We start from the raw sequence: 25,121 nt of genomic DNA on the forward strand, positions 1-25,121 counted from the left end.
CGCGCAATATTGGGTGGGCGAGAGCCAGTATCTGCGCAAGCAGTACCAGAAGGCAGCCGACAGTTTCCTCGACGGCTACCGCAAATATTCCGGGAGCGATAAGGCGTCCGATACGCTCCTCCGGCTCGGCATGTCGCTTGCGGAGCTCGGCAAGACGGAGGCCGCGTGCGCCACCTTTAAGAAGCTCGGCGCCAGGTTTCCCAATAGCGCGCAGCGGGGGCAGGCGAAGACCGCGGCGGGGAAGGCGGGCTGCCCATGACGGCGGCGCCTGTCACGCACGACGACGCCGAGGTGCTGTTCGCGCCGCTCGCGCATCTCCCGCGCGTCGCGCTCGCCGTCTCCGGTGGGCCCGACAGTCTTGCGCTCATGCATTTGACCGCGCAGTGGCGTGCGGCGCGAAGCGACGGGCCTGAACTCGTCGTGCTCACGGTCGATCATGGCTTGCGTACGGACTCGCGCGACGAAGCGTTGCTGGTGTCGCGCGCGGCGGAAGCAGCAAGCCTCCTGCATGTCATCCTCACCTGGGAGCATGATGGGGTGGACGAGGGCCTTCAGGTGCGGGCGCGGGAAGCCCGTTACGATCTGATGGCGGCCTATACTCATGCGCACGACATCGGCGCGCTCGTCACCGCGCATCATCTCGACGACCAAGCCGAGACGTTCTTGATGCGACTCGCGCGCGGCAGCGGGCTCGACGGCCTTGCCGCCATTCCGGAGGAAGGCTCGTGGGCCGGGCTGACGTTGCTCAGGCCGCTACTCGATGTGCCGAAGGCGCGGCTCGTGGCAACGGTCGAGGCGGCCGGCATCGCCTACGTCACCGACCCATCCAACATCGATCCAAAGTTCGAGCGCGGGCGGGTGCGCAGCGCCATGGAGACGCTCGCCGGGTTTGGGCTCAGTGCAGATGTGATCGCGCTGTCCGCCAAGCGGTTGCGCCGGGCGCGGGCCGCGCTCGATGCGGCGGCTTGTGACTTTCTCGACGGCCACGCCGAGACCAGCGCGGCGGGTTATGCGTCAGTGGACGCAGGCGCAACTGACGCTTTGCCGGAGGAGGTCGCCCTTCGCGTCCTGTCCCGCCTCCTCGCCACAGTTGGCGGCGGGATGGAGCCGGTGCGGCTCGCCAAGCTCGAGGCGCTATACGCCGCACTTAAAGAGTCGCCGGACAAGGCGCATACGCTGGCCCGCTGCCGTATCGCGCCGAAGGGCGGGCGTCTGTTCGTCTTCCGCGAGATGCGTCACGAGGGCCTGCCGGAGCTGGAGCTGAGCCCAGGCGAGCGGACCTTGTGGGACAACCGCTTTGCCATCGAGCTCGGGGCCGCGGAGGAAGCGCCCATTATCGTCCGCGCTCTGGGTGAGGAGGGGGTGCGCGTCCTAAGAGAGCGAGAGGCCATGCCGGCGTCCTTGCCGGGCCCGGCGGCCCAGGCGCTGCCGGCCTGCTGGCGGGGGAGGAGGCTCCTTTGCCTGCCTGATTTCGGTCAGGTTGAGCCATTCTTGACGCCACTGTCGCGCCATGAAGAGGGCCTTGACTGCCGGGCAAGGTTCCTCACGGGGCTGGGCGCGACGAAAGGCCCGGGATATTGAGGAAGCGTGCATTTCTTCGCGTTAGCTTTACTTGGCAAAAGTAGTGCCCGTTCTTATGTTAGTAGGGCCTAGTAAGCCTTTCTGCGCCGCAATTTTGGGGGATTTCTCACCCCATGGCGTGTCTTTGAGATCAAGCCGTCAGGTCAGTGCATGAATTCGAATTTCCGTAACTTCGTCATTTGGGTGTTTATCGGCCTGCTGCTGGTCGCACTTTTCAACCTCTTCAATACCCAAGGCGCTCAGGTCCGCGGTAACGAGATCAGCTTCTCGCAGCTTCTCTCGGAGGTCGATGCCGGGAACGTCCAAGACGTGACCATCGCCGGCAATCAGATCGCCGGGCATTACACCGACGGCCGGAATTTCCAGACCTACGCGCCGAACGATCCGAACCTGGTCGAAAAGCTGAACACCAAGGGCGTGAAGATCACCGCCAAGCCGTCCGAGGAGGACGTGCCGTCGCTGTTCGGTGTGCTGATCTCTTGGTTCCCCATGCTACTCCTGATTGCGGTGTGGATATTCTTCATGCGCCAGATGCAGTCAGGCGGTGGCCGTGCCATGGGCTTCGGCAAGTCCAAGGCGAAGCTGCTCACCGAGCGTCATGGCCGCGTCACCTTCGACGATGTGGCCGGCGTTAACGAGGCCAAGGAAGATCTGCAAGAGATCGTGGAGTTCCTACGCGATCCTCAGAAGTTTCAGAAGCTCGGCGGCAAGATCCCGCGCGGCGCGCTGCTGGTCGGCCCTCCGGGCACTGGTAAGACGCTGCTGGCGCGCGCCATCGCCGGCGAAGCAAACGTGCCGTTCTTCACCATCTCGGGTTCCGACTTCGTCGAGATGTTCGTCGGCGTGGGCGCAAGCCGCGTGCGCGACATGTTCGATCAGGCGAAGAAGAACGCGCCGTGCATCATCTTTATCGACGAGATTGATGCTGTCGGCCGTCACCGTGGCGCAGGCCTCGGCGGCGGTAACGACGAGCGCGAGCAGACGCTGAACCAGTTGCTTGTCGAGATGGACGGCTTCGAGGCGAACGAAGGCATCATCCTCGTCGCCGCGACCAACCGGCCTGACGTGCTCGATCCGGCGCTGTTGCGGCCCGGCCGCTTCGACCGCCAAGTGGTCGTGCCGCTTCCGGACATCATCGGCCGCGAGAAAATTCTCAAAGTGCATGTGCGCAAGGTGCCGCTGGCACCGGACGTCGATCTTCACGTCATTGCGCGCGGGACGCCCGGGTTCTCCGGCGCCGATCTTGCTAACCTCGTGAACGAGGCGGCGTTGCTCGCCGCGCGTCGCTCCAAGCGGCTCGTCACCCAGCACGAGTTCGAGGACGCCAAGGACAAGGTCATGATGGGTGCGGAGCGCCGCTCCATGGTCATGACCGAGGAAGAGAAGACGCTGACCGCCTATCATGAAGGCGGGCATGCGCTGGTCGCGATACATCAGCCGGCGTCCGATCCCGTCCACAAGGCGACGATCATTCCGCGCGGCCGCGCGCTCGGCATGGTGATGCGCCTGCCGGAGCGGGACATGCTGTCTCACACCCGCGCGAAGCTTAAGGCGGATATCGCCGTCGCCATGGGTGGCCGCGTCGCCGAGGAGATCGTGTTCGGCTACGAGAAGGTGACCTCGGGCGCGTCGTCCGACATCAAGATGGCCACGCAGCTCGCGCGCGCCATGGTCACGCAGTTCGGCATGTCCGATAAGCTCGGGCCGCTGGCCTATGGCGACAACGAGGAAGAAGTGTTCCTCGGCCACTCCATCGCGCGGCAGCAGAACCTGTCCGACGAGACCCAGTCCATGGTCGATGAGGAAATCCATCGCATCGTGGACGAAGGCTTCGAGACGGCGCGAAAGGTCATCTCTGAGAATATCGACGATCTGCACGTGGTGGCGCGCGGGCTTCTCGAATACGAGACGCTCTCCGGCAAGGAGATCAAGGACCTTCTGAACGGCAAGCCTCCGGTACGGGACTTCCCCGCGGAGGAAGAGTCGCCGTCTGGGCCGACCTCCGCCGTGCCGACCGCGGGCCGGGGCAAGAAGCCGCCGGAGCCGGACACCGGCGCGGGCGGCATGGAGCCCCAGCCGACTTAGGCGGCTTTCGAAAATTTGCTTTTGCGCATGCCCGGCCTTTCGCCGGGCATGTTGCTTTGTGGTAAGGCTCAGGCGCCATGGGGGATCAAAAGCTCTATCTCAGACCCATCGGGTTCTTGTACGGACCGCCCGCGGACGCTGCGGTCGAGGACGGTCTTGCTCTGCCGCTCGCCGGCGGGCCGATCGCCTTCACCGAAGCGGTTCTGATCGAAGGCGATCCGGCGCGGTCGCAACGGCGTCTCATCACGGCGTCCGCGCTCGGCGAGGTGGCCGACGCCGATCTTGCCAATCTGCGCGTCCGGGTGACGGACCCCCGGCCGCCGTTTGCTGGGCTGGACCTTTCGCGGCCCGTGCTCATGGGCATCGTCAATGTCACGCCGGACAGCTTCTCCGACGGCGGGCTCTACGATCAGACGGAGGGCGCTGCGGCCCATGCCGCCGAGCTCGCCTCCGACGGTGCGGCGATCGTCGATATCGGCGGGGAATCGACGCGGCCGGGCGCCGATACGGTCGCAGACGACGACGAGCTGTCCCGGGTGGTGCCGGTGCTAAAGGCGTTGAAGGGCTCGCCCGCGGTGATCTCCATCGATACCCGGAAATCGGCGGTTGCGCGCGCGGCAGCACGCGCGGGCGCCAAGATCCTCAACGACGTCTCGGCGCTGACCTACGATCCGGCCTGTCTCGACGTGGCGGTGGAGGAGGGGCTGGACCTCGTCCTGATGCATGCCCAAGGCGAGCCCAAAACGATGCAGGACAACCCGACCTACGACGACGTGGCGCTGGAGGTCTTCGACTACCTTGAGGAGCGCATTGCGGCTTGCGAGGCGGCGGGCGTGCCCCGCGCCCGCATCGCCGCCGATCCGGGGCTCGGCTTCGGCAAGACGCTGGCCCACAATCTCGCGCTCCTCGCCAATGTCAGCCTGTTTCACGGGCTTGGCGTGCCTCTCCTGATCGGGGCCTCGCGCAAGCGCTTTATCGGCGGGCTGGGCCAGGAGAAGGACCCGAAATCGCGGGAACCGGGCAGTCACGCGGCGGCCATCGCGTCCGCGGCGCAAGGGGCCCAAGCCTTCCGCGTCCACGATGTGGCCAGCAGCCGCCAAGCCCTTGCAGTCTGGCGCGCGAGCATGTTTGGTACTGAAAATTAAGGCGGAATCCACGCCAATCTCGATCCAGGCGTGTAATTTTTGCTTACATTATTTGAATGCAACTCGATGGGGACCGGGAGCATAATCCCTCCCCGCGCCGGGCAAGTCCGAGGGAAGGAGCAGCTTGGCCGCGTAATCGGGGGAAAGACCGGGATGGCTCGTAGGTTTTTTGGCACGGACGGAATCCGGGGCAGTGCCAACTCGAATCCGATGACCTCGGAGGTGGCGCTCAAGGTCGGCATGGCTGCCGGCAAGCTGTTCACGAATGGCGCCTACCGGCATCGGGTGGTGATCGGCAAGGACACGCGCTTGTCCGGCTACATGATCGAATCCGCCATGGTGTCGGGCTTCACCGCCGTGGGCATGGATGTATTCCAGCTCGGGCCGATGCCAACGCCGGCCGTGGCGATGCTGACCCGCTCCTTGCGCGCCGATCTTGGCGTGATGATTTCAGCTTCTCACAATCCGTATATCGACAACGGCATCAAGCTGTTCGGACCGGACGGCTACAAGCTTTCCGACGAGCAGGAAGCCGAGATCGAAGCGTTGATGGAGGGCGATGCTGCAGCGCTGCTGGCGCCGCCTGAGCATATCGGCCGCGCGACCCGCATCGACAGTGCGCGCGAGCGCTATGTCGAGTTCGCCAAGCGCACGCTGCCCCGGAATTTGCGCTTCGACGGCATCCGCGCCGTGATCGATTGCGCCAACGGGGCCGGCTACAAGGTGGCGCCCGAGGCGCTGTGGGAACTCGGCACCGAGGTCATCAAGATCGGGGTCGAACCGAACGGCCTCAACATCAACAAGGATTGCGGCTCGACGGCGGTGCAGAACCTGATCCGCAAGGTCAGCGAAGTACGCGCCGATATCGGTATCGCGTTGGACGGCGACGCCGACCGCGTGGTCATCGTCGACGAGAAGGGCCGCATTATCGATGGGGACCAGCTGATGGCCGTGATCGCGGAGTTCTGGCTCAGGCGTGGACGGCTCGCCGGCGGCGGCGTTGTCGCCACGGTCATGTCCAATCTCGGCCTGGAGCGGTTCATGGAGGATTTGGGCCTCGGGCTCGCGCGCACGTCTGTGGGCGACCGGTACGTGACCGAGCATATGCGCCAGCACGGCTACAATGTCGGAGGGGAGCAATCCGGCCATATCGTGCTGTCGGACTTCTCGACCACCGGAGATGGCCTGGTGACGGCGCTGCAGATCCTCGCCGTGGTAGCCGAGAGCGGCAAGCCCGTGAGCGAGGTCTGCAACCGGTTCGAGCCCTTGCCGCAAGTGTTGGAAAGCGTGCGCTACAAGAACGGCCAGCCGCTCGATAATCTGGGTGTGCAGCGGGCGATCAACGACGGCAAATCGCGGCTGGGCACCGCCGGACGGCTGGTGATCCGCCCGTCCGGGACCGAGCCGGTGATTCGCGTGATGGCGGAAGGCGACGACGAGGGCCTCGTGAAGACCGTCGTCTCCGATATCGTGCACGCGCTGTCCGACGCCGCCGCGGAATGCCGCCGATCTCGGGCTTCCGCCGCCGCCTATTGAGGTGGCTGCGCCTTGCGTGGGGTGCACGGGGCCGGTCTACTTAAAGGGCTTCGTCGGGGCCGCCAACCCGGTGGTCGGCAACATTTCCACCGAGCCCTTCCAATACAACGATTTCATCGTCGAACATGAAGGCATCAAGAGCTCGCCGCTCTTCGGTGTCGGTATCGGCTACCAGTTCAATACCTGGCTGCGCTTCGACATGACCGGTGAATATCGCGGCGACGCCTTGTTCGTTGCGCATGATCGTTACCCGGGCGGCAACGGCACGTTCAACCGGGGCAGCAATGACTTCGCAGGTGAGTTCCTGCCGGGTACCAACGAGTACACGGCAAACATGAAAACCTGGCTCGGCCTGTTCAACGCCTATGTCGATCTTCCGACCGTCTTGTGCGTCACGCCTTATGTCGGCGCCGGTATCGGTATGTCTTCGATCTCGGTTCTCGGTCTCAAGGACGTGAACGTGCCGAACAATTCGGTGTTCTACGGAGCCGATAACACGGAGACCAACTTCGCCTGGGCCGTCTATGGCGGTCTCGCCTATGACGTGAACCCGTCCGTTACACTGGACCTCTCCTACCGCTATGCCGATCTCGGCGATGCACGGAGCGGCACGGTCACGGCCTATGACGGGTCGAGCTCGTATGCGGGCGTGAACATCGACGACGTCACCTCGCATGACTTGATGCTCGGCGTGCGCTGGAAGCTTGGTCACACAGTGGCCGCGCCTGTGCCGATGCCCGTCGCGTTCAAATAATTTACCACCCACCCACCACACCAACTGCCGCCCGTTCTTTCGATGGGCGGCTTTTCTTTGTGATGGCGGCGCATCCGTCGCGCCCTTGACGGCGATTTCCGCCCCCCGTATGGGCATTCGAGCCCCCTTATGCGGGGGCTCGTTCTTTCGGAGTTTCGCCTTTGACCTTGCCGCCAAAACCGACCAAACGGCCGGAAAATCCGCGCTTTTCCTCGGGCCCGTGCACCAAGCACAAAGGCTGGTCGCTGGACGCGCTGAAGGGCGCGCTTCTGGGGCGCAATCATCGCGGGCCCGAAACCAAGGCGCGGATCGAGGCCGCGCTTCTCAAGACGCGCGCGCTGCTTCAAATTCCGGACGCGTATCGGGTGGCGTTGGTGCCTGCCTCCGACACGGGCGCCGTGGAGATGGCGCTGTGGTCGCTGCTTGGGCCGCGCGGTGTCGACGTGCTGGCTTGGGAAGCCTTCAGCAGCGATTGGGTCACGGACATCGTCGAGCAATTGAAGTTGACGGACGTTCGCGCGCTTGTCGCGCCCTATGGCGCGCTGCCGAACCTTGCCGACGTCGACTTCGACCGCGACGTGGTCTTTGCCTGGAACGGCACGACGTCGGGTGTGCGCGTGCCGAACGCCGAGTGGATCGCGGCAGACCGCGCGGGCCTCACCATTTGCGACGCGACATCCGCCGTGTTCGCGCAAGACATAGATTGGACGAAGCTCGATGTTGCGACCTATTCTTGGCAGAAAGTGCTGGGCGGGGAGGCGCAGCACGGCATGCTGATCTTGTCGCCGCGCGCAATCGAGCGGTTGGAAAGCCACACGCCGTCATGGCCGCTGCCGAAGCTGTTCCGCCTAACGAAAGACGGCAAAGTGATGCAGGACCTGTTCGAGGGCGCGACCATAAACACGCCGTCCATGCTTTGCCTGGAGGACTATCACGACGCGCTGTCTTTCGTGGAGCGTATCGGCGGACTGGAGGGCGCGATCGGCCGCGCCGACGCCAATGCGAAAGTAATTGCGGACTGGGTGGCGAAGACGCCGTGGGTCGACTTCGTGGCGGTAGAGCCTGCGACGCGCTCCAACACGTCCGTGTGTCTTAAGATCGTGGACCCCGAGATCGCCGCTCTTTCGGCCGATTTGCGCGATGGCTTTCCGCGGGCCATGGCGGCGCGGTTGGAGGAGGAGGGCGTCGCCTACGACATCGCCTCCTATCGCAGCGCCCCGGCGGGCTTGCGCATCTGGACCGGCGCCACAGTCGAGACCGACGATGTGGCGGCGCTGATGCGCTGGCTCGACTGGGCCTTTGCCGTGGAGAAGGCGGCAAGCTCCAAAGCGGCCTAGAGCGTCGCCGGAAGGCTCGCATCCCGCGCGCGCCCACGCTATAACGGGACACGGCCCGGCACGTTTGCGGGGCCGTTTCTGTGTTTCTTCCAGGATTTAGGGGATTTTCGAAGTGGCCAATGTTGTGGTCGTCGGCTCCCAATGGGGCGATGAGGGCAAGGGCAAGATCGTCGACTGGCTGTCAGAGCGCGCCGACGTGGTGGTGCGTTTCCAGGGCGGCCACAATGCCGGCCACACGCTGGTGGTCGATGGGACGACCTATAAGCTCTCGCTCCTGCCCTCTGGTGTGGTGCGTAAGAACAAGCTCGCCGTCATCGGCAACGGGGTCGTGGTCGATCCTTGGGCCTTGGCGGACGAGATCGACCGCAACCAGGTGCTCGGCGTCACGATCGGCTGCGACAATCTTCGCATCGCCGAGAACGCCACCCTGATCCTGCCGCTCCACCGGGAGCTCGACGCGCTGCGCGAAGCTGCGGCCGGTGCCGGTAAGATCGGCACCACCAAGCGCGGCATTGGTCCGGCCTATGAGGACAAGGTCGGGCGCCGGGCGGTGCGCGTCATGGACCTCGCCGACCTTCCGTCGTTGAAGCCGAAGATCGAGCGCATCCTGGCGCACCACAATCCCTTGCGCCGGGGCCTCGGCGAGCCGGAAATCTCGGCGGATGAGCTCTGCAGTCAGCTCACCCAGATCGCGCCGAAAATTCTGCCCTATGTGGACAGGGTCTGGACCCTGCTCGATCATGCGCGGCGGGACGGCAAGCGCATCCTCTTTGAGGGCGCGCAAGGCGCGCTACTCGACATCGACCATGGCACTTATCCGTTTGTCACCTCGTCGAACACGGTGGCGGCGCAAGCGGCCACGGGCGCTGGCGTCGGGCCGGGTGCCATCAACTACGTGCTCGGCATCACCAAGGCCTACACCACACGGGTCGGCGAGGGGCCGTTCCCAACGGAACTTATGGACGAGACGGGCAAGTTGATTGGCGAACGGGGCGCGGAGTTCGGCACGGTGACGGGCCGGGCGCGCCGCTGCGGCTGGTTCGACGCCTGCCTGGTGCGCCAGACCTGCAAGGTGGCGGGGATCAACGGTATCGCGCTCACCAAGCTCGACGTGCTCGACGACATTCCGGGCGGCACGCTCAAGATCTGCGTCGGCTACAAGCTCGACGGCGAGGAGATCGACTACCTTCCGGCCGCGCAAGGGGCGCAAGGCCGGGTCGAGCCGATCTACGAGGAGATGGAAGGCTGGACGGAGTCGACGCATGGCGCGCGGTCCTGGGCCGAACTCCCCGCGCAATGCATCAAATATGTCCGGCGCCTGGAGGAACTGACAGGCGTTCCCGTGGCTCTGCTGTCCACCAGCCCCAGGCGCGAGGACACCATCCTCGTGCACGATCCCTTTGTGGATTAGGCTGTCCCATGGCCGATACGGGATATCCCTGGAAGGTGGTGTGGATCACCGGCGCTTCCGGCGCGATCTGCGGTGAGATCGCGCGGCGGCTTGCCGCCAAAGGCGTAAAGGTCGCCGCCACGGCGCGGCCGAGCGAGCGGCTTGATGCGCTGGCGGCTTCGAGCCCCAACATCGCGGCGTTTCCCGCCGACGTGCTGAAGCCTGACGAACTCAAGACTTGCGCGGCGAAGGTCGAGGCGGAGCTCGGGCAGATCGATCTCGCGCTATTCGGCGCAGGGATGTATGTGCCTTTCGACATCCGAAACATCGATCTCGACGGTTTCCGCAAGACCATGGCGCTCAACGTCGACGGCGTGATCAACGGCGTCGCCGCCGTCTTGCCGAATATGCTGGAGCGGCGCGCCGGCCATCTGGCCATTATGGGTTCGCTGTTCGGCTATGCGGGCTGGCCCGGCAATGGCAGCTATGGCGCCAGCAAGGCGGCGGTGATCAATATCGCCGAGAGCCTGAAACTGGAACTCCGGGGCACCGGCGTCGACCTGACGCTTATCAGTCCGGGCTTCGTCGATACACCGCTGAATGCCGCCTACGATCCGAAGAAGAAGCTCTTCGTGATGAAGAAGGAGCGCTGCGCCCGCAAGATTCTCGCAAAGCTGCCGAAGCGGCCCTACGAAATCGCCTTCCCGATTCAGGTCGAAGGCTTCTTGAAGACCGTACGCGATATGCCGCGCTTTGCGTCCTTCCCCGTCGTCCGCTGGTTCATCAAGGCGACGGGCGCGTAGCGGTTCACGCCACGTTCGTGCGGGGCGGGGCCATGAACTCAGGCCCCACCGGGTTCGTCACCGTCTCGGCAAAAATCTTGTCGATCTCCGTCATGGCGCGAGCATCGATATGCCAGCCCATCACGTCCCCGATCGCATCGAGTTGCAAGGGTTTCCGCGCGCCCCATAAGGCGATGGTATCGCCCTGATCGAGGATCCAGCGCGCGGCGAGCGCCACGACCGGTTTGCCGAATCGTGCCTTGGCCAGCGCAGAGAGTTTGTCGACGGCGGCAAGATATTGTCCGCGGCGGTCCGGTTTGAACTTCGGATCGATATTGCGCAGATCGTCGCCCTTGAACGTCGTGTCGGCGGTGATCTTTCCCGTCAGAAGTCCGCGGCACAGCGCGCCATAGGCCAGCACCACGATGTGGTGTGCCTTGGCGTAGGGGAGAACATAGTCCTCGATCTCGCGCTCGAACAGATTGTAGGGCGGCTGCACCGTGGCAAGGGGCACCTCGCTCTTAAAGCGCTCCATCTGTTCGGGCGAGAAGTTGCTGACGCCGATGGCGCGGATCTTCCCCTCGCGGCGTAATCCTTCGAGCGTCCTTGCGGTTTCCGCGAAATCCGTCCCCTCGTCGGGCCAGTGAATTTGATAGACGTCGACGATGTCTGTCTTGAGCCGCCGCAGCGAGTCTTCCAGCTCTTGACGCAGGCGCGCCCGCGCCGAGTTGCGCACGATCCCCTCGCCGCTCCAATCGAGCCCCGCCTTGGTGGCGATCAGCACTTTGTCCCGGCGCCCCTCTAGCGCCTTGCCCACGATCTCTTCGGACTGGCCGAACCCGTAGACGGGGGCGGTGTCGATGAGATTGATGCCGAGATCGAGTGCGCGATGGATAGTGTCGATGGCGTCCCGTTCGTCGGTGCCGCCCCACATCCAGCCGCCGATCGCCCAGGTGCCCAGCGCGATGCGCGAGGCATCGAAAGGCAATCCGGCAATCTTGATGTGTTCCATGCTTACGACAGCAACTCGCGGAAATGTTGGTCGAGAAGACGGCCGTCAGGATCGAGTTCCTGCCGGCGCGCGGCGAACTGCTGAAGGCGCGGCCCGAAGGCGCGGCGCGCCATTTCGCGGTTCAGGAACGGCGTCTGGTTGAACAGCGGCGTGCCGCCACGCTCGCTGCAAAACGCGTTGTAGCTGAGGAGGAATTCCTCCCATTCCGGGCCACCGGTCGAGGCCGGATCGATACTCATGCCGGGGCCTTCCCACGTGTAGGACAGCAGCGCTTCGCAGTCCCGACAGATGGCGTAGCCGACGCTCGGCAGGTTGCAACGGAACCCGGTCTGTGACTCATGGAAGATGCAGAAATCGCAATAGTCTTCCAGGATGTCGAAGAAATTCTCCTCGCGAAACGACCACATGCTGAAGAGGTATTTCGTCTTGCCGGGATTGCGCGGGTAGTTGATGATCTGTGCGTGCGGCCAACTGCGCTCGGAGCGCACGAACCACACCATCAGCTGACGCAGGGTGTAGAAGAAGAAGTCCTGCGCGCGCGCGTGCCATTTCCGATTCGTGACGTTCTTGTCGATCCATAGCGTCACCGCCGGGGCGTATTTGCGCCAGAACCGGTTGCGATAGGCCCATTGCAGCCGCGACTTCGGTTCCACTTCGGGATTGTCTTTGCGCAACTCGACGACCACGCGCTTGGCGTAGGGAAAGATGTAGTACATCACGGCGTAGCCGCGCGCCTTGTAGACGGGGAAGAACTTGCGGAAGCTCTCCAAAGTCATCGAGTAGTGCCGCATCGACATCGCGGTTGTCGGCCGGACCTTGATAGTGACCTCGAAAATGAGTCCGAACAGCCCGTAGCTAGAGCGGAGGAACTGCATCTCTTTCGGGTTGTCGGCTTCGGAGATTTCGCGGATTTCACCTTGCGGTGTGACGAGACGCACCGCAGTGACGTAGGAGCTCACCTGACCGAAGCCGCCGGGGAAAGAGCTGTCTTTGGTGGCGGCGCAGGCAAAGGCGGCGATCGTCGTATTGCCGATCTCGGTGGTGATATAGGGCTGGAGCCCTCGGGCCTTCAGCGCGCGGGTGAGCTCGTCGTGAGTCACGCCGGGCTCCACCGTGACCGTGTCTTCGCTGAAATGCAGGATGCGGTTCATGGCCTTCATGTCGACCATCGTGCCGCCTTCGTCGTCGCCGTTCATGCGCGCGGTGGAATGCATGGAGCCCGCCGGCCGCACGGGGGTCGGGAACCGCACCGTGTCGGTCATGATTTCGACGAGGTCGTCGACGCTCTCTGGCGTTACCCTCACCCGTGGGTGATAGGTCCAGGTGCCGTCCCAACTCTTGACGGTGACGTCCTGCTGGGTGTCCATGAATCTCCCTCGATGTCGCGGCGACAGACCATAACGAATTGAGCCCGCGAATCCAGGCTCGAAGCGGTGTGCCGCCGAGACCCATTGAGATCGCGTTCGGCCTTGGTGAACTTGAGGCAGATCAATGAGGTATGGCGGGGATGCTATGGGTTGAAGGGGGGCCGGGTGAGTGCTTAGGTCTGCCGTAATTGGCGGCTATTTGCGGTGTAGGATTTTCGCGCCGGAGGTTTAGAATCGAGGCTGTGAAGCGCTACTGCATCATAGGGGCCGGGGCCTGCGGCCTGCCCGTGGCCAAAACCTTCGCGGAGCGGGGGATTCCCTTCGATTGCTTCGAGGCGGAAGGCGATGTCGGTGGCATTTGGAACCCGCGCAGTCCCCATGCGGTCTACGGGTCGACCTACCTAAATTCGTCCAAGAAGCTGTCACGCTATCCAGACTTCAAGCTTCCGGACGAGATGCCGCACTATCTCAGTGCGTCGCAAGCCCAGGCGTACTTGCGTGCTTATGCCACAGAGTTCGGGCTCTACGAGCACATCACCTTCAATACCCGCGTGGCTTCGGTTGAGCGGGCGGATGACGGCTGGCGCGTCACGCTCCAAGGAGAAGACAAGCCCCGGATCTATGGCGGGGTGGTGGTGGCCAACGGCCACCATTGGCATGCCTTCACGCCCGACTACCCCGGAACGTTCGACGGCGAGATGCTGCACTCGCACGACCTGAAGTCGAAGGCGCAACTCAAGGACAAGCGCGTACTCGTGGTCGGCGCCGGCAATTCGGCCGTGGACATTCTGGATGACGCGGCGCACGACGGCAACGCGGCGATCCACTCCATGCGCCGGAGCTATTACTTCTTCCCGAAGCTGCTGTTCGGGAAACCCACCGACTCGGTGATCGACAAGCTGAGCCACGTGCCGCTGCCGCGGCCCGTCATGTATTGGCTCTACAAGATCGGCATGAAGATATTGATCGGATCACACCACCGTTTCGGTCTGCCGGACCCGGATCACAGCCTGTTCGAAGCCCACCCCACCGCCTGCACGACCTATCTCGATCATATCGTGCATGGTCGCGTCACGACGAAGCCCGGCATCAAGCGGCTCGAGGGCAAGCGCGTGTATTTCGAGGACGACAGCTCCGAGGAGATCGATCTGCTGGTCTGGGCGACGGGGTTTCGCGTCAACTTCCCCTTCATGGACGATTCCTACGTGCTCGACGAGAAGGGATGGCCGAAGCTATTCATCCACACCTTCCATCGGGAGTGGGACGACTTCTTCGCGTGCGGCTTGTTCGAGCCGGCCGAAGGCGGCGTCTGGCAGATCGCCGATTTTCAGGCCCGGCTCATCGCCGCTTTCATCGTGGCGCAAGACGAGGACAAGGCTCGCGCCGACTGGTTCCGCAAGCTGAAGTCACACGCCAAGCCTGATATCGGCCACGGCATCAAGACCAAAGACACGCCGTGGCACCGCTTCGAGATCCATCACTTACGCTTCCGCCGCTATATGCGACGGCTGCTCAAGAAGTTCGGCGCTTGCGCCGGACCGAAACCCGAGATGCGGACCATGGGCGAGAGCGCCGAAGAGCGGGAAGACGAAAAGCTCAAACTTGCTTCCTAAGTGGCGCGTCCTTGCGCGCACCCTTTGCGTGCCCCCTGGCTTGAAGACATGAAAAAACCCGGAAGGCAGACTTCCGGGTCTTTTGTACGTTGCGCGAAGAACGCGGCGCTTACTCGGTGGTGGTGACCTGCGGAGCCTTCGCCACGGGCTTATAGGCGTTGCGGGCAACGGACGCATACATCTCGCCGATCTTCGAGGCTTCGGCGACCCAGGTGTCGTAAGCCTTCTTGGCGTATTGCGACTGGATCTCGACGGCCTGCTCGAGGGACTTGGAGCCGACGAGCTTCTCGAAAGTGGCGGTGGCGTCTTCGAACGCCTGCTTCGAATAGTCGGTCAGGCGGGTGCCGATGGTCTGGAACCCCTTGTTGAGCTCGGCATAGGAGCGCGCGATGGCGTCGGTGTTATCCTTGCCCAGCTTCTGGAAGTCCTTGGTGGCTTTGTCGAACGGTTCAAACATCTCGGAAATCCTCTCTCCATTAGCGTTTCTCATGCTCACGGGAGGATATATATTGCACTGCACAATAAAATCAAGGGTAAAATGCTGCGATGCAACAAGGTATGAAATCTCTGTAAATCAGGGGATTTTCTTGGCCATGAAGCTCTCGGGCGGCGTCCAGGTGCCCCGAATATGGCGATTGGCCCAGCGGCTCATCTCCTGAAGCGTGGGCAGCAAATCTTCACCCTTTGTCGTCAGCGTGTACTCGAAACGCTTGGGCCGGAGCTGATAGGGCGCCTTGGTGACGAGGCCGGCTTGCTCGATCAGCGCCAGCCGGTCGCTCAGCACGTTGGTGGCAATCCCTTCGGGAGAATCGAGGAATTCCGAGAAGCGTTTCTTGCCTGTCAGCAGGTCGCGCACGACGACCAGCGTCCAGCGGTCGCCGACGATATCCAGCGTTGTGGCGATGGGGCAGGGAGATCGGGGGTCGCGATTCATTTGCCCCATTGTGTCACTTGTTACTTGCAATATGCAAGTAGCAATCCCAGGCTAGTATCCATCGTGGGGGTTGGCAGTTCATGGAGGGGGTGATGGCTGAAGGGTTTTCCGGCAAGTGCTTGTGCGGTGCGGTCCACTATGAGAGTTCGGCGGATCCGCAGTTCATCGGGCAGTGTCATTGTATCGACTGCCGCAAGACGAGCGGCACCGACCACGCCACCCATATCGCGATCCCCGAAGACGCGTTCACCGTCACGGGCACTCTCAAGTTCTTCGATCATCCCGCCAATAGCGGCAATATCGTTGGCCGCGGTTTCTGCCCCGAATGCGGCGCGCCGATCTATTCGCGGAACTCGGCCATGAAGGGCCTCGTGTTCGTGCGCGCTTCCAGTCTCGATGATCTGGAGATCGCCAAGCCGCAGGTCATCGTCTTTGCGAGCCGCGCGCCGTCGTGGCGGCATCTGGATCCAGAGCTCCCGGCCTATGCCGAGATGCCTGAGAAGATGCCAAAGGCTGTGAGCAAGCCCGCAAGTTCCTAACAGCGATTGCCCGCGCGCAAAGTCTCTAATGCTTGAGCCGACTCGTTCTCGTCTTTAAACCCATTGCATGGCGCTGAGACGAGCAAGACTTCTGGCTACGGCCAGACGTTGGACCATTCCGAATCTCAAGCACTTCCGGGAAAGCCGGCAGCCGACGGTTTGGCTCTTGGCGCCGCTGATCGGGCTTGCCACGGGCGTCGCCGCGATTCTCTTCCGCCTTGCCATCGGCGTCTTCCAGTGGCCGTGGCTGGGCACCATGTCGGAGAATGTGGCCATGGCCGCCCGCGCGCAGCCGTGGTGGGTGATCATGCTTGCACCCGCGATCGGGGGGCTCCTGGTCGGACTCTTGCTGCGCTACGTGTTGACCGCGCGTCGCACGGACGCCGTGCCCGACGTCATGGAGGCGCGAGTCAATGCGGGGCGGGGCATGAAGTTCGGGCAAGGCCTGCTCAGCGCGCTCACAAGTGCGTTGTCGCTGGGCGCAGGCGCAAGTGCGGGCCGCGAGGGCCCGATCGTCCATCTTGGCGCGGCGCTTGCCGCCTGCGGCTCCACGCACTTCAATCTGCCCAATGCCTCGCGGCGTACGCTGCTGGCGTCAGGCGCCGCCGGCGCCGTCGCCGCTTCGTTCAATGCGCCCATCGCCGGCGTGCTGTTCGCCCAAGAGGTCATCCTCGGTCATTTTTCGATTACCACCTTCGTGCCGCTGGTGCTGTCGTCGGTGGTGGCGACAATCATTTCCCAGGCCTGGTTCGGCGACGTGGCGGCATTCGTCGTTCCGAGCTACCGCATCGTGTCCTATCTCGAAGTGCCGGCCTTCGTGCTACTCGGCATCGTGGCGGCGGCCGTGGCGGTTATCTTCCAGCTGACCATCCTCTCGGTGGACTGGCTCGCGCGCCAAGTCAAAATGCCGCTTGTCTCCCGGCCCATGGTTGGCGGCCTGCTTATTGGCATCATGGCCATCTGGTTTCCGGAAGTGCTGGGCGTCGGCTACGACACCACGGACGCGGCGCTGAAGGGACAGCTTGCGATCCACGTGATGATCATCCTCATTGCGGTCAAAACGATTGCCACGGCGATCGCGCTTTCGTCGCGCTTCGGGGGCGGCGTCTTCTCGCCTGCGCTTTATCTCGGGGCGATGACGGGCGGCGCGTTCGGGCTCATTGCCGGCGGCATTTTCCCTGAAGTGGGCTCGAGCGAAGGCCTCTACGCCATTCTCGGCATGGGCGCGGTGGCGGCCGCCGTGCTCGGCGCGCCAATCTCCACCACGGTGATGGTGTTCGAGTTGACCGGCGGCTTCGAGTTGAGCCTCGCTCTGTTGCTTACCGTGGCCATCGCGAACGGCATCAACCAGGCGATCCTCGGCCGTTCGTTCTTCCAGGCGCAACTGGAATCGCGCGGCATCGTCCTGCACGAGGGGCCGCATCGCACGGTGATGAAGGATATTCGCGTCGCTGACTTCATGTGGCCGCTGAAAGACGGCGATCCCACCGTCCTGCCGGAGGGAGAACGCGAACGGGCGCTGCAATCCAACGAGACGTTGGAAACGGCCTTGCGGGCGTTCGATACGATGGGCGCCGAGCGATTGCCCGTCGTGGAGCCCGGCGACCGGAGCCGGATTGTCGGCTTCGCCACGCAGGCCCGTGCACTGCGCGTCTTCAATAGAGGGTTGATCGCGGCGAGCGTGGAAGAACATCGTTAAGTAATATTGATCTGCCACTGTGGTCCGGCCCTGCGTGGCGGATTATGTTTCGCCAGGGAGTAGCGATCCATGCGCATTGGCCTGGCCGTTTTGGCGACCTTCTGTTTGTCGGTGTTCGTATGTGCACCGGCCGTGGCGGCCTGCTACGGCACCAACGCCAAGACCAAGCAGCGCCAAGCCGTGCATGAAATCTATCGCGGCAGCAGTCATCCGAAGCGATACTTCGCGCAAGCGACGCACGATGCGAGCACTGGTCGGCCGCAGATCTTCTACTGTCGCCGCTACAGCAGCGCGCCCGCCCACTTCAAGCGCTTCGTCCGGGCCCACGAGTGCTGTCACCATCTCGGTTACCACAACGAGATCGCCGCCAATTGTTGTGCATTACGGCGCATGCGCTTGTCGTCCAGCGGCTTGGCTGCGCTCCGGAACTACATCGTTTCCCGCGACGTCAACAGCCAAACCAAGGTCGACCAAAAGGGGCAGGGCAGCACCTTCTGGAACAAGACCGCGCGGCAGTGCAATCTTGGCGTCCGCATCGACTGAGCTTCATCGGCTCGGCCTGTTCCGCCGCTAGGGCTTGGTGGCGCGTCCCCTCTTGGCGGCACGACGAAGTTGGCTCGCCACGGTCTTCGGAAAGAGCGCGCCCAGTACAAACAGCGCCCGGTAGATGCCCGGCTTGATGACGAATTTCTTTTTCCGCGCGGCGCCTTGGACGATGGCCTTGGCGGCTTCGTCCGCGGTCAGGGCCCGGACGAAGGGCGGGTCCTCGGGCACATTCTGGAGGCTCCCAGGGTTGTGCTGCCAATAGGGCGTCTCGACGGAGCCCAGCACGACCAGGGTCACGGAGACGCCCGTCGGCTTCAGTTCGCTTTGCAGGGCTTCGGCGAGGCCGGCCACGGCCCGGCGGGCGGCGATATAGGCAGAGGCGTTAGGCCAGGCGAGATAGGCGGCCGGCGAGGTGACGAAGACGAGGGAGCCCGTGCCGCGCGCGATCATGGCCGGTGCGAAGGCCCGTGTGAGGTTGAAGGCCGCCAGATACGGCACGTCGATCATGGCGCGGGCATCTTCGGCTTTAGTTTCGATGAGCGGCAGCCAGCGGCCGGCGCCGGCGTTATTGATGAGAACGTCGGGCGTGCCGATCTCGGCCTCGATGCGGGCGGCGACCTCTTTCGTGGCCTCCGAGCCGGCCAGGTCCAAGGGGAAGGCCGTTGCCGTACCGCCCGCCTCACGGATCGCATGGGCTACCCCATAAAGGCGCTCCGCATTGCGGGCGATCAGGAGGACATGGGCGCCTGCGGCCCCATAGCGCTTTGCCGTGGCCTCGCCGATGCCGCTGGAGGCGCCAGTGACGAGCACCAGTTTCGCTGTCATTTCCCCTCCCTCCCGCGTGCGCGGCCGCAAGCGGCGTCGAAATCGCCTCGCACTGTGGCACAAAGGTAACAGAATTCGCCGAACGCGTTGCAGGATGGTGTAAGACGCTGGAAACCGCGCCCACGCCCCGCGATAATCCAGCCAATCTTAGCTTGGTTTAGGGAGGCTTCGATGAAGTCGAATTGGCGTGCCTTTGCGCTGGCAGTGATCGCGGCTGGATTTTGCTTAGGCCAGAGCACCACGGCGGAAGCTGGCTGCGTTGGGTTGAACGGGACCGCGGACGGGGTGAATAAGACAACGGCGGTCAGCCGTTCCCAGAATGCGCTCGCGACGGCGGTTCAGGAGTTCAAGGCTTCGAAGCGCATTCGCAACGTGAGAATCAGCCCCATGCGGCCGAAGCCTCAGCCGTATTGGCGCAGCAGCGTTTCGCCGGATCTCTACCAGAAACCGGATGTGGTGACGTCGAAGACGCACACTGTCTGCTGGTCGGGTGTGGTGTCGCCGACGGTGTGTTCGACGGGCGCCAGGGTCTGCTGGTAGCCGCAGCCGCTGTTTTATCCATGGCTTGATCCCCGGGGACGCATGTCTCCGGGCTGTGGCGTGCGCGCGTTGCAGCGGATTGGCGCGTGCTTGCCCTTTCGGAGCACGGCGCAAGGCGCTACAGTGATCCCGTTCCGAGGGGAGCCCCGGGGAGGGGCTGAGAGTTCGTTGCTCGTGTTTTCACTGGGCCGGAGCGAAGACCCTTAGAACCTGATCCGGCTCATACCGGCGAAGGGACAGGACACAGCCATGCAGACATCCATCTTTCTTGCGCAACTCATCGGCCCGGTCATGCTGGCCGCCGCCGTCCGCATGATCATCAACCGCGAAGGCCAGCGGGCCATGGCAAAGGACTTTCTGGACAGCCCGCCGTTGATCTACATCTCCGGCGTGCTCGTCATGTTGGCCGGCCTTGCGATGGTGCTCTATCACAATGTGTGGGTTGCCGATTGGCGCGTGATCGTCACGCTGTTGGGTTGGATGGCGACGATCGGCGGCGCGATCCGCATCCTTTGCCCCAGCGCGGTCAAGAAGATGGGCGCGGCGATGATCGACAAGCCCATGGCCATGACCATCGGCAGCTTGGTCTGGCTCGTCATTGCCGTAGTGCTTCTCTATTTCGGCTATTTCGCGTGAGACCAACGACATGAATGTGCATGACAAGTCGCTTCGCGGCGAGACAACGCTCAACGTCACCACAGGCCCGCTGACCGGCAGCTGCAAAGTCTATTCGTCGCCGGGCGGGCATGAGGCGGTGCGCGTGCCGTTGCGTGAGATCGAACTCACGAATGGCGACACCTTTAATGTCTACGACTCGTCGGGCCCGTACACCGACAGCGACGCCGCGATCGACGTGAAGCGCGGTCTCGATCCGTTGCGTAGCTCATGGATCGAAGCCCGCGGCGGTGTCGAGACGTATGAAGGCCGCGCGATCAAGCCCGAAGACAATGGGAACGTCGGCGCGGCGCATTTGGCGGAAAGCTTTCAAGCCACGCGCGCACCCTTGCACGGGCTCGAAGGCAGGCCTGTTACGCAACTCGAGCTCGCGCGCGCAGGGATCGTCACGGACGAGATGGTCTATATCGCGCATCGCGAAAACATCGGGCGCCAACAGGCGGCAGACGAAGCGCAAGAACGCCGCGACGACGGCGAGGATTTCGGCGCCTCTATCCCCGCGTTCGTCACGCCAGACTTCGTGCGCGATGAGGTGGCGCGCGGCCGGGCCATCATCCCGGCCAACATCAATCACCCCGAGTCCGAGCCGATGATCATCGGCCGCAACTTTCTGACCAAGATCAACGCCAATATCGGCAACTCCGCCGTGACGTCTTCGGTCGAAGAAGAAGTGGAGAAGATGGTGTGGGCGATCCGCTGGGGCGCCGACACGGTCATGGATCTCTCAACCGGCCGCAACATCCACACGACGCGGGAATGGATCATTCGCAATGCGCCAGTTCCGATTGGGACCGTGCCGATCTACCAGGCGCTGGAGAAGGTGGACGGCGATCCCGTCAAGCTCGACTGGGAGGTCTACAAGGACACGCTGATCGAGCAATGCGAGCAGGGCGTCGACTACTTCACGATCCATGCGGGCGTGCGCCTCGGCTATATCCATCTCACGGCGGATCGCGTCACCGGCATCGTGTCACGCGGCGGCTCGATCATGGCCAAGTGGTGCCTGGCGCATCACAGAGAGAGCTTCCTCTACGAGCGCTTCGCCGACATCTGCGAGATCATGCGGAAATACGACGTGTCGTTCAGCCTCGGCGATGGCTTGCGGCCGGGCTCCATTGCCGATGCCAATGACCGCGCACAGTTCGCCGAGTTGGAGACGCTGGGCGAACTCACACGCGTCGCTTGGGATCGCGGCTGCCAGGTGATGATCGAAGGGCCGGGCCATGTCCCGATGCACAAGGTCAAGGTCAATGTGGAGAAGCAGCTGAAGGAATGCGGCGAGGCGCCGTTCTATACGCTCGGGCCTTTGGTCACCGACATCGCGCCGGCCTACGACCACATCACGTCGGCGATTGGCGCCGGCATGATCGGCTGGTTCGGCACGGCGATGCTTTGCTACGTCACGCCGAAGGAGCACCTTGGCCTCCCGGATCGTGACGACGTGAAGCAAGGCGTCATCGCCTACAAGATCGCGGCGCACGCCGCCGACCTCGCCAAGGGGCACCCGGCCGCGCAAGCCCGCGACGACGCCATCTCAGAAGCACGCTTCGGCTTCCGCTGGGAGGATCAGTTCAACCTGTCGCTCGATCCCGACACGGCGAGGGAATATCACGACGAGACCATGCCGAAGGAGGCGCACAAGCTTGCGCACTTTTGCTCCATGTGCGGACCGAAATTCTGCTCCATGGAGATCACGCGCGAAGTGCGCGACTACGCCGCCAAGCTCAACGACAAGAACATGCTCTCAAGTAGCGAAGCGGTAGAGCAGGCAAAGAAGCAGGGCATGGCGGAGATGAGCGCCAAATTCCGCGAGCTGGGCAGCGAGGTCTACGTGGAAGAAGACGAGTCGCCCGCGCGCTGAGTCGGGGCCGCAATGGAACGCCAGGAACACTGGCTTTGCTACATGCCGAGTCAACCACGAGAATAGGACAACCATCACCGTCTGTCGTTCGGGGCGGGGGGCGGGTGAGTCTATCGCGCTTCGCGCGATTTGAGCGCTCCTGGTTGAGTGCCCGAGTAAGCCTATGTGCGCCACAGGGGCCAGGAGGATTGCGGTTTGACCGCAAGCCACGGCGCGCGCCGTTTCTCCGAGACGATTTCCCAGGCCACGTTGATCTGCTTCAGGCGGCGTTCGCGCAAGTCGCGGTCTTCGTCGTCGAAAGCGTGATCGGGGTGGAGCGCGCGGCGTAGCCGCGTGACGGTGCTCTTGATTTTGTCGGCGCTCGCGGCCGGGTCGACGCCGAGGACATTGAGGGCTTCGGCCTTCGTCTTCGGCAGCCAATCCTTGTCCCATAGCCGTAAGTGGACGGCGGGGGCTTCGATTGTCTCGTGCTGCTCGTGCGCCTGCGGGCTCTCGTGCTCCGCGACCGCGTCGCGCCGCAGGGCAGGCAGTGTGTTGGGCCCGCGTAACAGCAACGGGATCCGCGCCGGCAGAAGCGCCAATCCGCGCTGTCGCAAAAGGAGCGCGGCGGACAAAGCGAGCAGGGCGGCGACCGTGAAGACGAAGACGAGGCCTGCGTCCCGAAATAGCGAGCTTGTCTTGGGTTTTGGCAGGGCGCCGGTCACGTCGCTGTCGGCGGGGCCTGCTTCGACTTGCAATGCGCGCTGCTGCGCAAGGGCCGTTGCCTTGTCTGCATCATTGTCCTCGGCCGGGGCGCTCGCGGGGGGCGTCTCCACTTCGTCAGGGAGCGAGGGAGGCTCGGCCACTGGCTCGACGTTTGGCGCGGTCTGGGCAACCTCAACGGTGGGCTCCGCCGGGGCTGGCTTCTTCAGCGGAATCGGGACGTTCACGGGTGCCAGGTCAACCGCGGGCGCCAGGTTAACGTGCTCGAAACGGGCGACCCGCATGGGGTTGGGCGCGAAGCCGCCGGGAAAGGCGCTGGCGCCGGGCCCGCGGTGGGGCCGCGGGGGCGCTGGGTGCGGTCCGCCCGGACGGCCATATCCTATGCTGTCTGCCAGGATTGGCGACAGCGCGGCCACCACGGCTGGCCAGCTCGTCCGGACGCCGCCGCAGTCGAGATCGAAGCGATGGACGGACCATGTGTGGCACCGCCGCGGATCGTAAGGGGAGCAGGTGGTTAGCCGCTTGTGGGCCCGTTGGCCGTAGATCTGGTAAGTGCGCGGCTCACTGGGAGCGAGCAGAATCTGTCCGCCTGCGACGCGGCAGGCGAAGGGCATCACCAGCTGCTCCCCGGCTATTGCCGGGCCGCTGAGCGCGGTGCCGATAACGGCGCCGCACAGAATGCTTATGATTGTTGTGCGCACTGTAAAGTCCCGATGGGCAGGGATCGTAGCCCCGACTTTTCGCCAAATCTTGGCGACGATGTGATGAAAACAGGCCGAAACGCCCCGTCGTATCCTCAGATTCCGGCCTTCATGCTGAAGCCAAAACGTTTCCTCGACCTAAAGACTGGATTGGCTGCCGCTGCAGGCCCCTCGAAGGAGGCCACGATGTCCTCATCGGCCCAATGAGAATGAGCACGCCGTGACCTGCACGCTTCTTTACGCATAATCCTTGCCGCTGGACGTCAGGATGTCGCTGTAATGGACGCGCATGAACGCCGACGGGTCGTAAAGATGCGCGGCTGCGAGCTGGCCCTTGAAGTCGGCAAGAGAGTCGAACCCGCGGGCTTCCATCCACTCGCGCAAGCCGCGCACCAGCGTTTCAAGGTGCTGCGGGCCGTCCTTCAGCAGCGACGACGTCGTCATGACCGCATCGGCTCCGACCAGGAGGTCTTTCACGACCTCTTCATAGGTCCAGACGCCGGAGGTCGCGGCGAGCGACGCATTCAGCCTCCCCGACAGAAGCGATATCCACATCAATGGCAGGCGGCTGTCATAGGGCGTGCTGAGCCGGAAGTCCGGCTTCACGAGCTGCGTCGTCAAATCGATGTCGCCTTCGTAGAACCGGTTGAACAAGACTAGGCCATCGGCGCCGGCGTCCACGAGCTGCTTTGCCATGTTTGCCGGCGCGCTGAAATAGGGGCTGAGCTTGACGGCCACCGGCACCTTCACCTTGGATTTGACGGCACGGAGAATGTCGACATAGCTCTCTTCGAGCGCCTGGCCTGTCTCGTTGGGATCGGACGGGACGCGATAAAGGTCGAGCTCGATCGCGCTCGCGCCGGCCTCCTCGAGCTGTGTGGCAAAGCTCACCCACCCGCCCAGGGTCTCGCCGTTCAGGCTGCCCATGATCGGGACGCTGCCTTGCTTCGACGCCTGGCGCACAGTCTCCAAACGTTCGTCCAGCACGCCGCGGTCGGCGTTGACCTGCTCCTCGAATACGGACGCGACAACGATGGCCGCGGCGCCTGCGTCCAAGAGCTTGCGTATCCCGTCCATGTCGCGGGTCAGCGGCGACGGCGAGGCGACGATCGGGTGCTTGAGCTCGAGTCCGAGATAGCGGGTGCTCAGATTCATGAGGGGCCTCCACGGTACCAGGGGATCCGCCATCCTCTGGTCAGGAGGATGGTCCATCGACTGGGCAACACTATCAGACAAACGCCAACGCCTTGGCCTTGATCCAGATCTAGTTCGGCAGACGACGACGGGCCTTTGGACTCTGAGGGGGAGTAGGCGGACACAATCATGCCAAAGACCATTCTCATCACAGGCGCCACCGACGGCATCGGCGCGGAGATCCTGACCCGGGCGGCATTGGCGGACGACTTCGCAGACGCATCGGGTCAGTATTTTGACAATGATGAAGGACGCTTCGCGCCGCACCATTCCGATGCGCTCGACCCTGAGAAGGTGCAAGAC

The 25,121-nt window shown here is 63.5% G+C and carries 23 protein-coding genes and 1 riboswitch; of the genes, 16 read left to right on the forward strand and 7 right to left on the reverse strand.

Features of this window, described 5'->3' with window-relative positions; genetic code table 11:
* The 9 genes from ABY454_RS08385 to ABY454_RS08425 all read left to right on the forward strand — a co-directional run.
* A partial coding sequence (locus tag ABY454_RS08385; protein WP_372929779.1) for a tetratricopeptide repeat protein occupies positions 1-259 on the forward strand: 259 nt, incomplete at its 5' end.
* The gene (tilS, locus tag ABY454_RS08390) at positions 256-1,581 is read left to right on the forward strand and encodes a tRNA lysidine(34) synthetase TilS (RefSeq protein ID WP_372929781.1); all 1,326 of its coding nucleotides are present in this window, start codon (positions 256-258) and stop codon (positions 1,579-1,581) included. The genes ABY454_RS08385 and tilS, both read left to right, overlap by 4 nt.
* 150 nt (positions 1,582-1,731) lie before the next feature.
* On the forward strand, positions 1,732-3,666 hold the full coding sequence (ftsH, locus tag ABY454_RS08395) for an ATP-dependent zinc metalloprotease FtsH (RefSeq protein WP_372929783.1): 1,935 nt from the start codon (positions 1,732-1,734) through the stop codon (positions 3,664-3,666).
* Between the two features lie 77 nt (positions 3,667-3,743).
* Positions 3,744-4,811 carry a dihydropteroate synthase gene (gene folP, locus ABY454_RS08400; RefSeq protein WP_372929785.1) on the forward strand — a complete coding sequence of 356 codons (1,068 nt, stop codon included), beginning with the start codon at positions 3,744-3,746 and terminating at the stop codon, positions 4,809-4,811.
* Between the two features lie 153 nt (positions 4,812-4,964).
* Positions 4,965-6,347 carry a phosphoglucosamine mutase gene (gene glmM, locus ABY454_RS08405; RefSeq protein WP_372929787.1) on the forward strand — a complete coding sequence of 461 codons (1,383 nt, stop codon included), beginning with the start codon at positions 4,965-4,967 and terminating at the stop codon, positions 6,345-6,347.
* Positions 6,348-6,363: 16 nt separating this feature from the next.
* Positions 6,364-7,101, forward strand: a complete 738-nt coding sequence (locus ABY454_RS08410) for an outer membrane protein (RefSeq protein WP_372929788.1) — start codon at positions 6,364-6,366, stop codon at positions 7,099-7,101.
* A gap of 161 nt (positions 7,102-7,262) precedes the next feature.
* Complete coding sequence (locus ABY454_RS08415) at positions 7,263-8,438, forward strand: phosphoserine transaminase (RefSeq protein WP_372929790.1); 1,176 nt, start codon at positions 7,263-7,265, stop codon at positions 8,436-8,438.
* 112 nt (positions 8,439-8,550) lie between these two features.
* On the forward strand, positions 8,551-9,849 hold the full coding sequence (locus ABY454_RS08420; protein WP_372929792.1) for an adenylosuccinate synthase: 1,299 nt from the start codon (positions 8,551-8,553) through the stop codon (positions 9,847-9,849).
* Between the two features lie 8 nt (positions 9,850-9,857).
* Positions 9,858-10,631 carry an SDR family NAD(P)-dependent oxidoreductase gene (locus tag ABY454_RS08425; protein WP_372929794.1) on the forward strand — a complete coding sequence of 258 codons (774 nt, stop codon included), beginning with the start codon at positions 9,858-9,860 and terminating at the stop codon, positions 10,629-10,631.
* A 4-nt stretch (positions 10,632-10,635) separates the two neighbouring features.
* Here ABY454_RS08425 and ABY454_RS08430 read toward each other — a convergent pair whose 3' ends face one another.
* Both ABY454_RS08430 and ABY454_RS08435 read right to left on the reverse strand, forming a co-directional pair.
* Positions 10,636-11,622 carry an aldo/keto reductase gene (locus tag ABY454_RS08430; protein ID WP_372929796.1) on the reverse strand — a complete coding sequence of 329 codons (987 nt, stop codon included), beginning with the start codon at positions 11,620-11,622 and terminating at the stop codon, positions 10,636-10,638.
* Positions 11,623-11,624: 2 nt separating this feature from the next.
* Positions 11,625-12,989 carry an FAD-binding protein gene (locus tag ABY454_RS08435; RefSeq protein WP_372929798.1) on the reverse strand — a complete coding sequence of 455 codons (1,365 nt, stop codon included), beginning with the start codon at positions 12,987-12,989 and terminating at the stop codon, positions 11,625-11,627.
* Positions 12,990-13,231: 242 nt separating this feature from the next.
* Between ABY454_RS08435 and ABY454_RS08440 the strand changes: the two genes are divergently transcribed.
* Complete coding sequence (locus tag ABY454_RS08440; protein ID WP_372929800.1) at positions 13,232-14,602, forward strand: flavin-containing monooxygenase; 1,371 nt, start codon at positions 13,232-13,234, stop codon at positions 14,600-14,602.
* A gap of 109 nt (positions 14,603-14,711) precedes the next feature.
* On the opposite strand, the gene ABY454_RS08445 is transcribed toward ABY454_RS08440, so the two are convergent.
* Positions 14,712-15,059, reverse strand: coding sequence for a phasin family protein (locus ABY454_RS08445; protein ID WP_372929802.1), 348 nt, complete (start codon positions 15,057-15,059; stop codon positions 14,712-14,714).
* 117 nt (positions 15,060-15,176) lie between these two features.
* Positions 15,177-15,536: a winged helix-turn-helix transcriptional regulator gene (locus tag ABY454_RS08450; RefSeq protein WP_372929803.1), complete on the reverse strand. Its 360-nt coding sequence runs from the start codon at positions 15,534-15,536 to the stop codon at positions 15,177-15,179.
* A 92-nt stretch (positions 15,537-15,628) separates the two neighbouring features.
* Here ABY454_RS08450 and ABY454_RS08455 point away from each other — a divergent pair, with 92 nt between their 5' ends.
* From ABY454_RS08455 to ABY454_RS08465, 3 genes are all read left to right on the forward strand, one after another.
* Positions 15,629-16,075 carry a GFA family protein gene (locus ABY454_RS08455; RefSeq protein WP_372929805.1) on the forward strand — a complete coding sequence of 149 codons (447 nt, stop codon included), beginning with the start codon at positions 15,629-15,631 and terminating at the stop codon, positions 16,073-16,075.
* Positions 16,076-16,241: 166 nt separating this feature from the next.
* Entirely contained in the window at positions 16,242-17,774 is a 1,533-nt protein-coding gene (locus ABY454_RS08460) for a chloride channel protein (protein ID WP_372929807.1), read from the forward strand.
* A gap of 69 nt (positions 17,775-17,843) precedes the next feature.
* The gene (locus tag ABY454_RS08465) at positions 17,844-18,317 is read left to right on the forward strand and encodes a hypothetical protein (protein ID WP_372929808.1); all 474 of its coding nucleotides are present in this window, start codon (positions 17,844-17,846) and stop codon (positions 18,315-18,317) included.
* Positions 18,318-18,344: 27 nt separating this feature from the next.
* On the opposite strand, the gene ABY454_RS08470 is transcribed toward ABY454_RS08465, so the two are convergent.
* On the reverse strand, positions 18,345-19,145 hold the full coding sequence (locus tag ABY454_RS08470; RefSeq protein ID WP_372929809.1) for an SDR family NAD(P)-dependent oxidoreductase: 801 nt from the start codon (positions 19,143-19,145) through the stop codon (positions 18,345-18,347).
* A gap of 171 nt (positions 19,146-19,316) precedes the next feature.
* Between ABY454_RS08470 and ABY454_RS08475 the strand changes: the two genes are divergently transcribed.
* From ABY454_RS08475 to thiC, 3 genes are all read left to right on the forward strand, one after another.
* On the forward strand, positions 19,317-19,685 hold the full coding sequence (locus ABY454_RS08475; protein WP_372929811.1) for a hypothetical protein: 369 nt from the start codon (positions 19,317-19,319) through the stop codon (positions 19,683-19,685).
* 127 nt (positions 19,686-19,812) lie between these two features.
* Positions 19,813-19,940, forward strand: a riboswitch (TPP riboswitch).
* Positions 19,935-20,321: a hypothetical protein gene (locus ABY454_RS08480; RefSeq protein ID WP_372929812.1), complete on the forward strand. Its 387-nt coding sequence runs from the start codon at positions 19,935-19,937 to the stop codon at positions 20,319-20,321. (Overlaps the previous riboswitch by 6 nt.)
* A gap of 10 nt (positions 20,322-20,331) precedes the next feature.
* Positions 20,332-22,221, forward strand: coding sequence for a phosphomethylpyrimidine synthase ThiC (gene thiC / locus ABY454_RS08485; RefSeq protein WP_372929814.1), 1,890 nt, complete (start codon positions 20,332-20,334; stop codon positions 22,219-22,221).
* A gap of 161 nt (positions 22,222-22,382) precedes the next feature.
* Here thiC and ABY454_RS08490 read toward each other — a convergent pair whose 3' ends face one another.
* A complete protein-coding gene (locus ABY454_RS08490; RefSeq protein ID WP_372929816.1) occupies positions 22,383-23,624 on the reverse strand; it encodes a DnaJ domain-containing protein in 1,242 nt (413 codons plus the stop codon).
* 237 nt (positions 23,625-23,861) lie between these two features.
* Positions 23,862-24,779: a dihydroorotate dehydrogenase-like protein gene (locus ABY454_RS08495; protein WP_372929818.1), complete on the reverse strand. Its 918-nt coding sequence runs from the start codon at positions 24,777-24,779 to the stop codon at positions 23,862-23,864.
* Positions 24,780-25,121: the final 342 nt, after the last annotated feature.

This window comes from Methyloceanibacter sp. (assembly GCF_041573655.1).
Taxonomy (GTDB): Bacteria; Pseudomonadota; Alphaproteobacteria; order Rhizobiales; family Methyloligellaceae; genus Methyloceanibacter.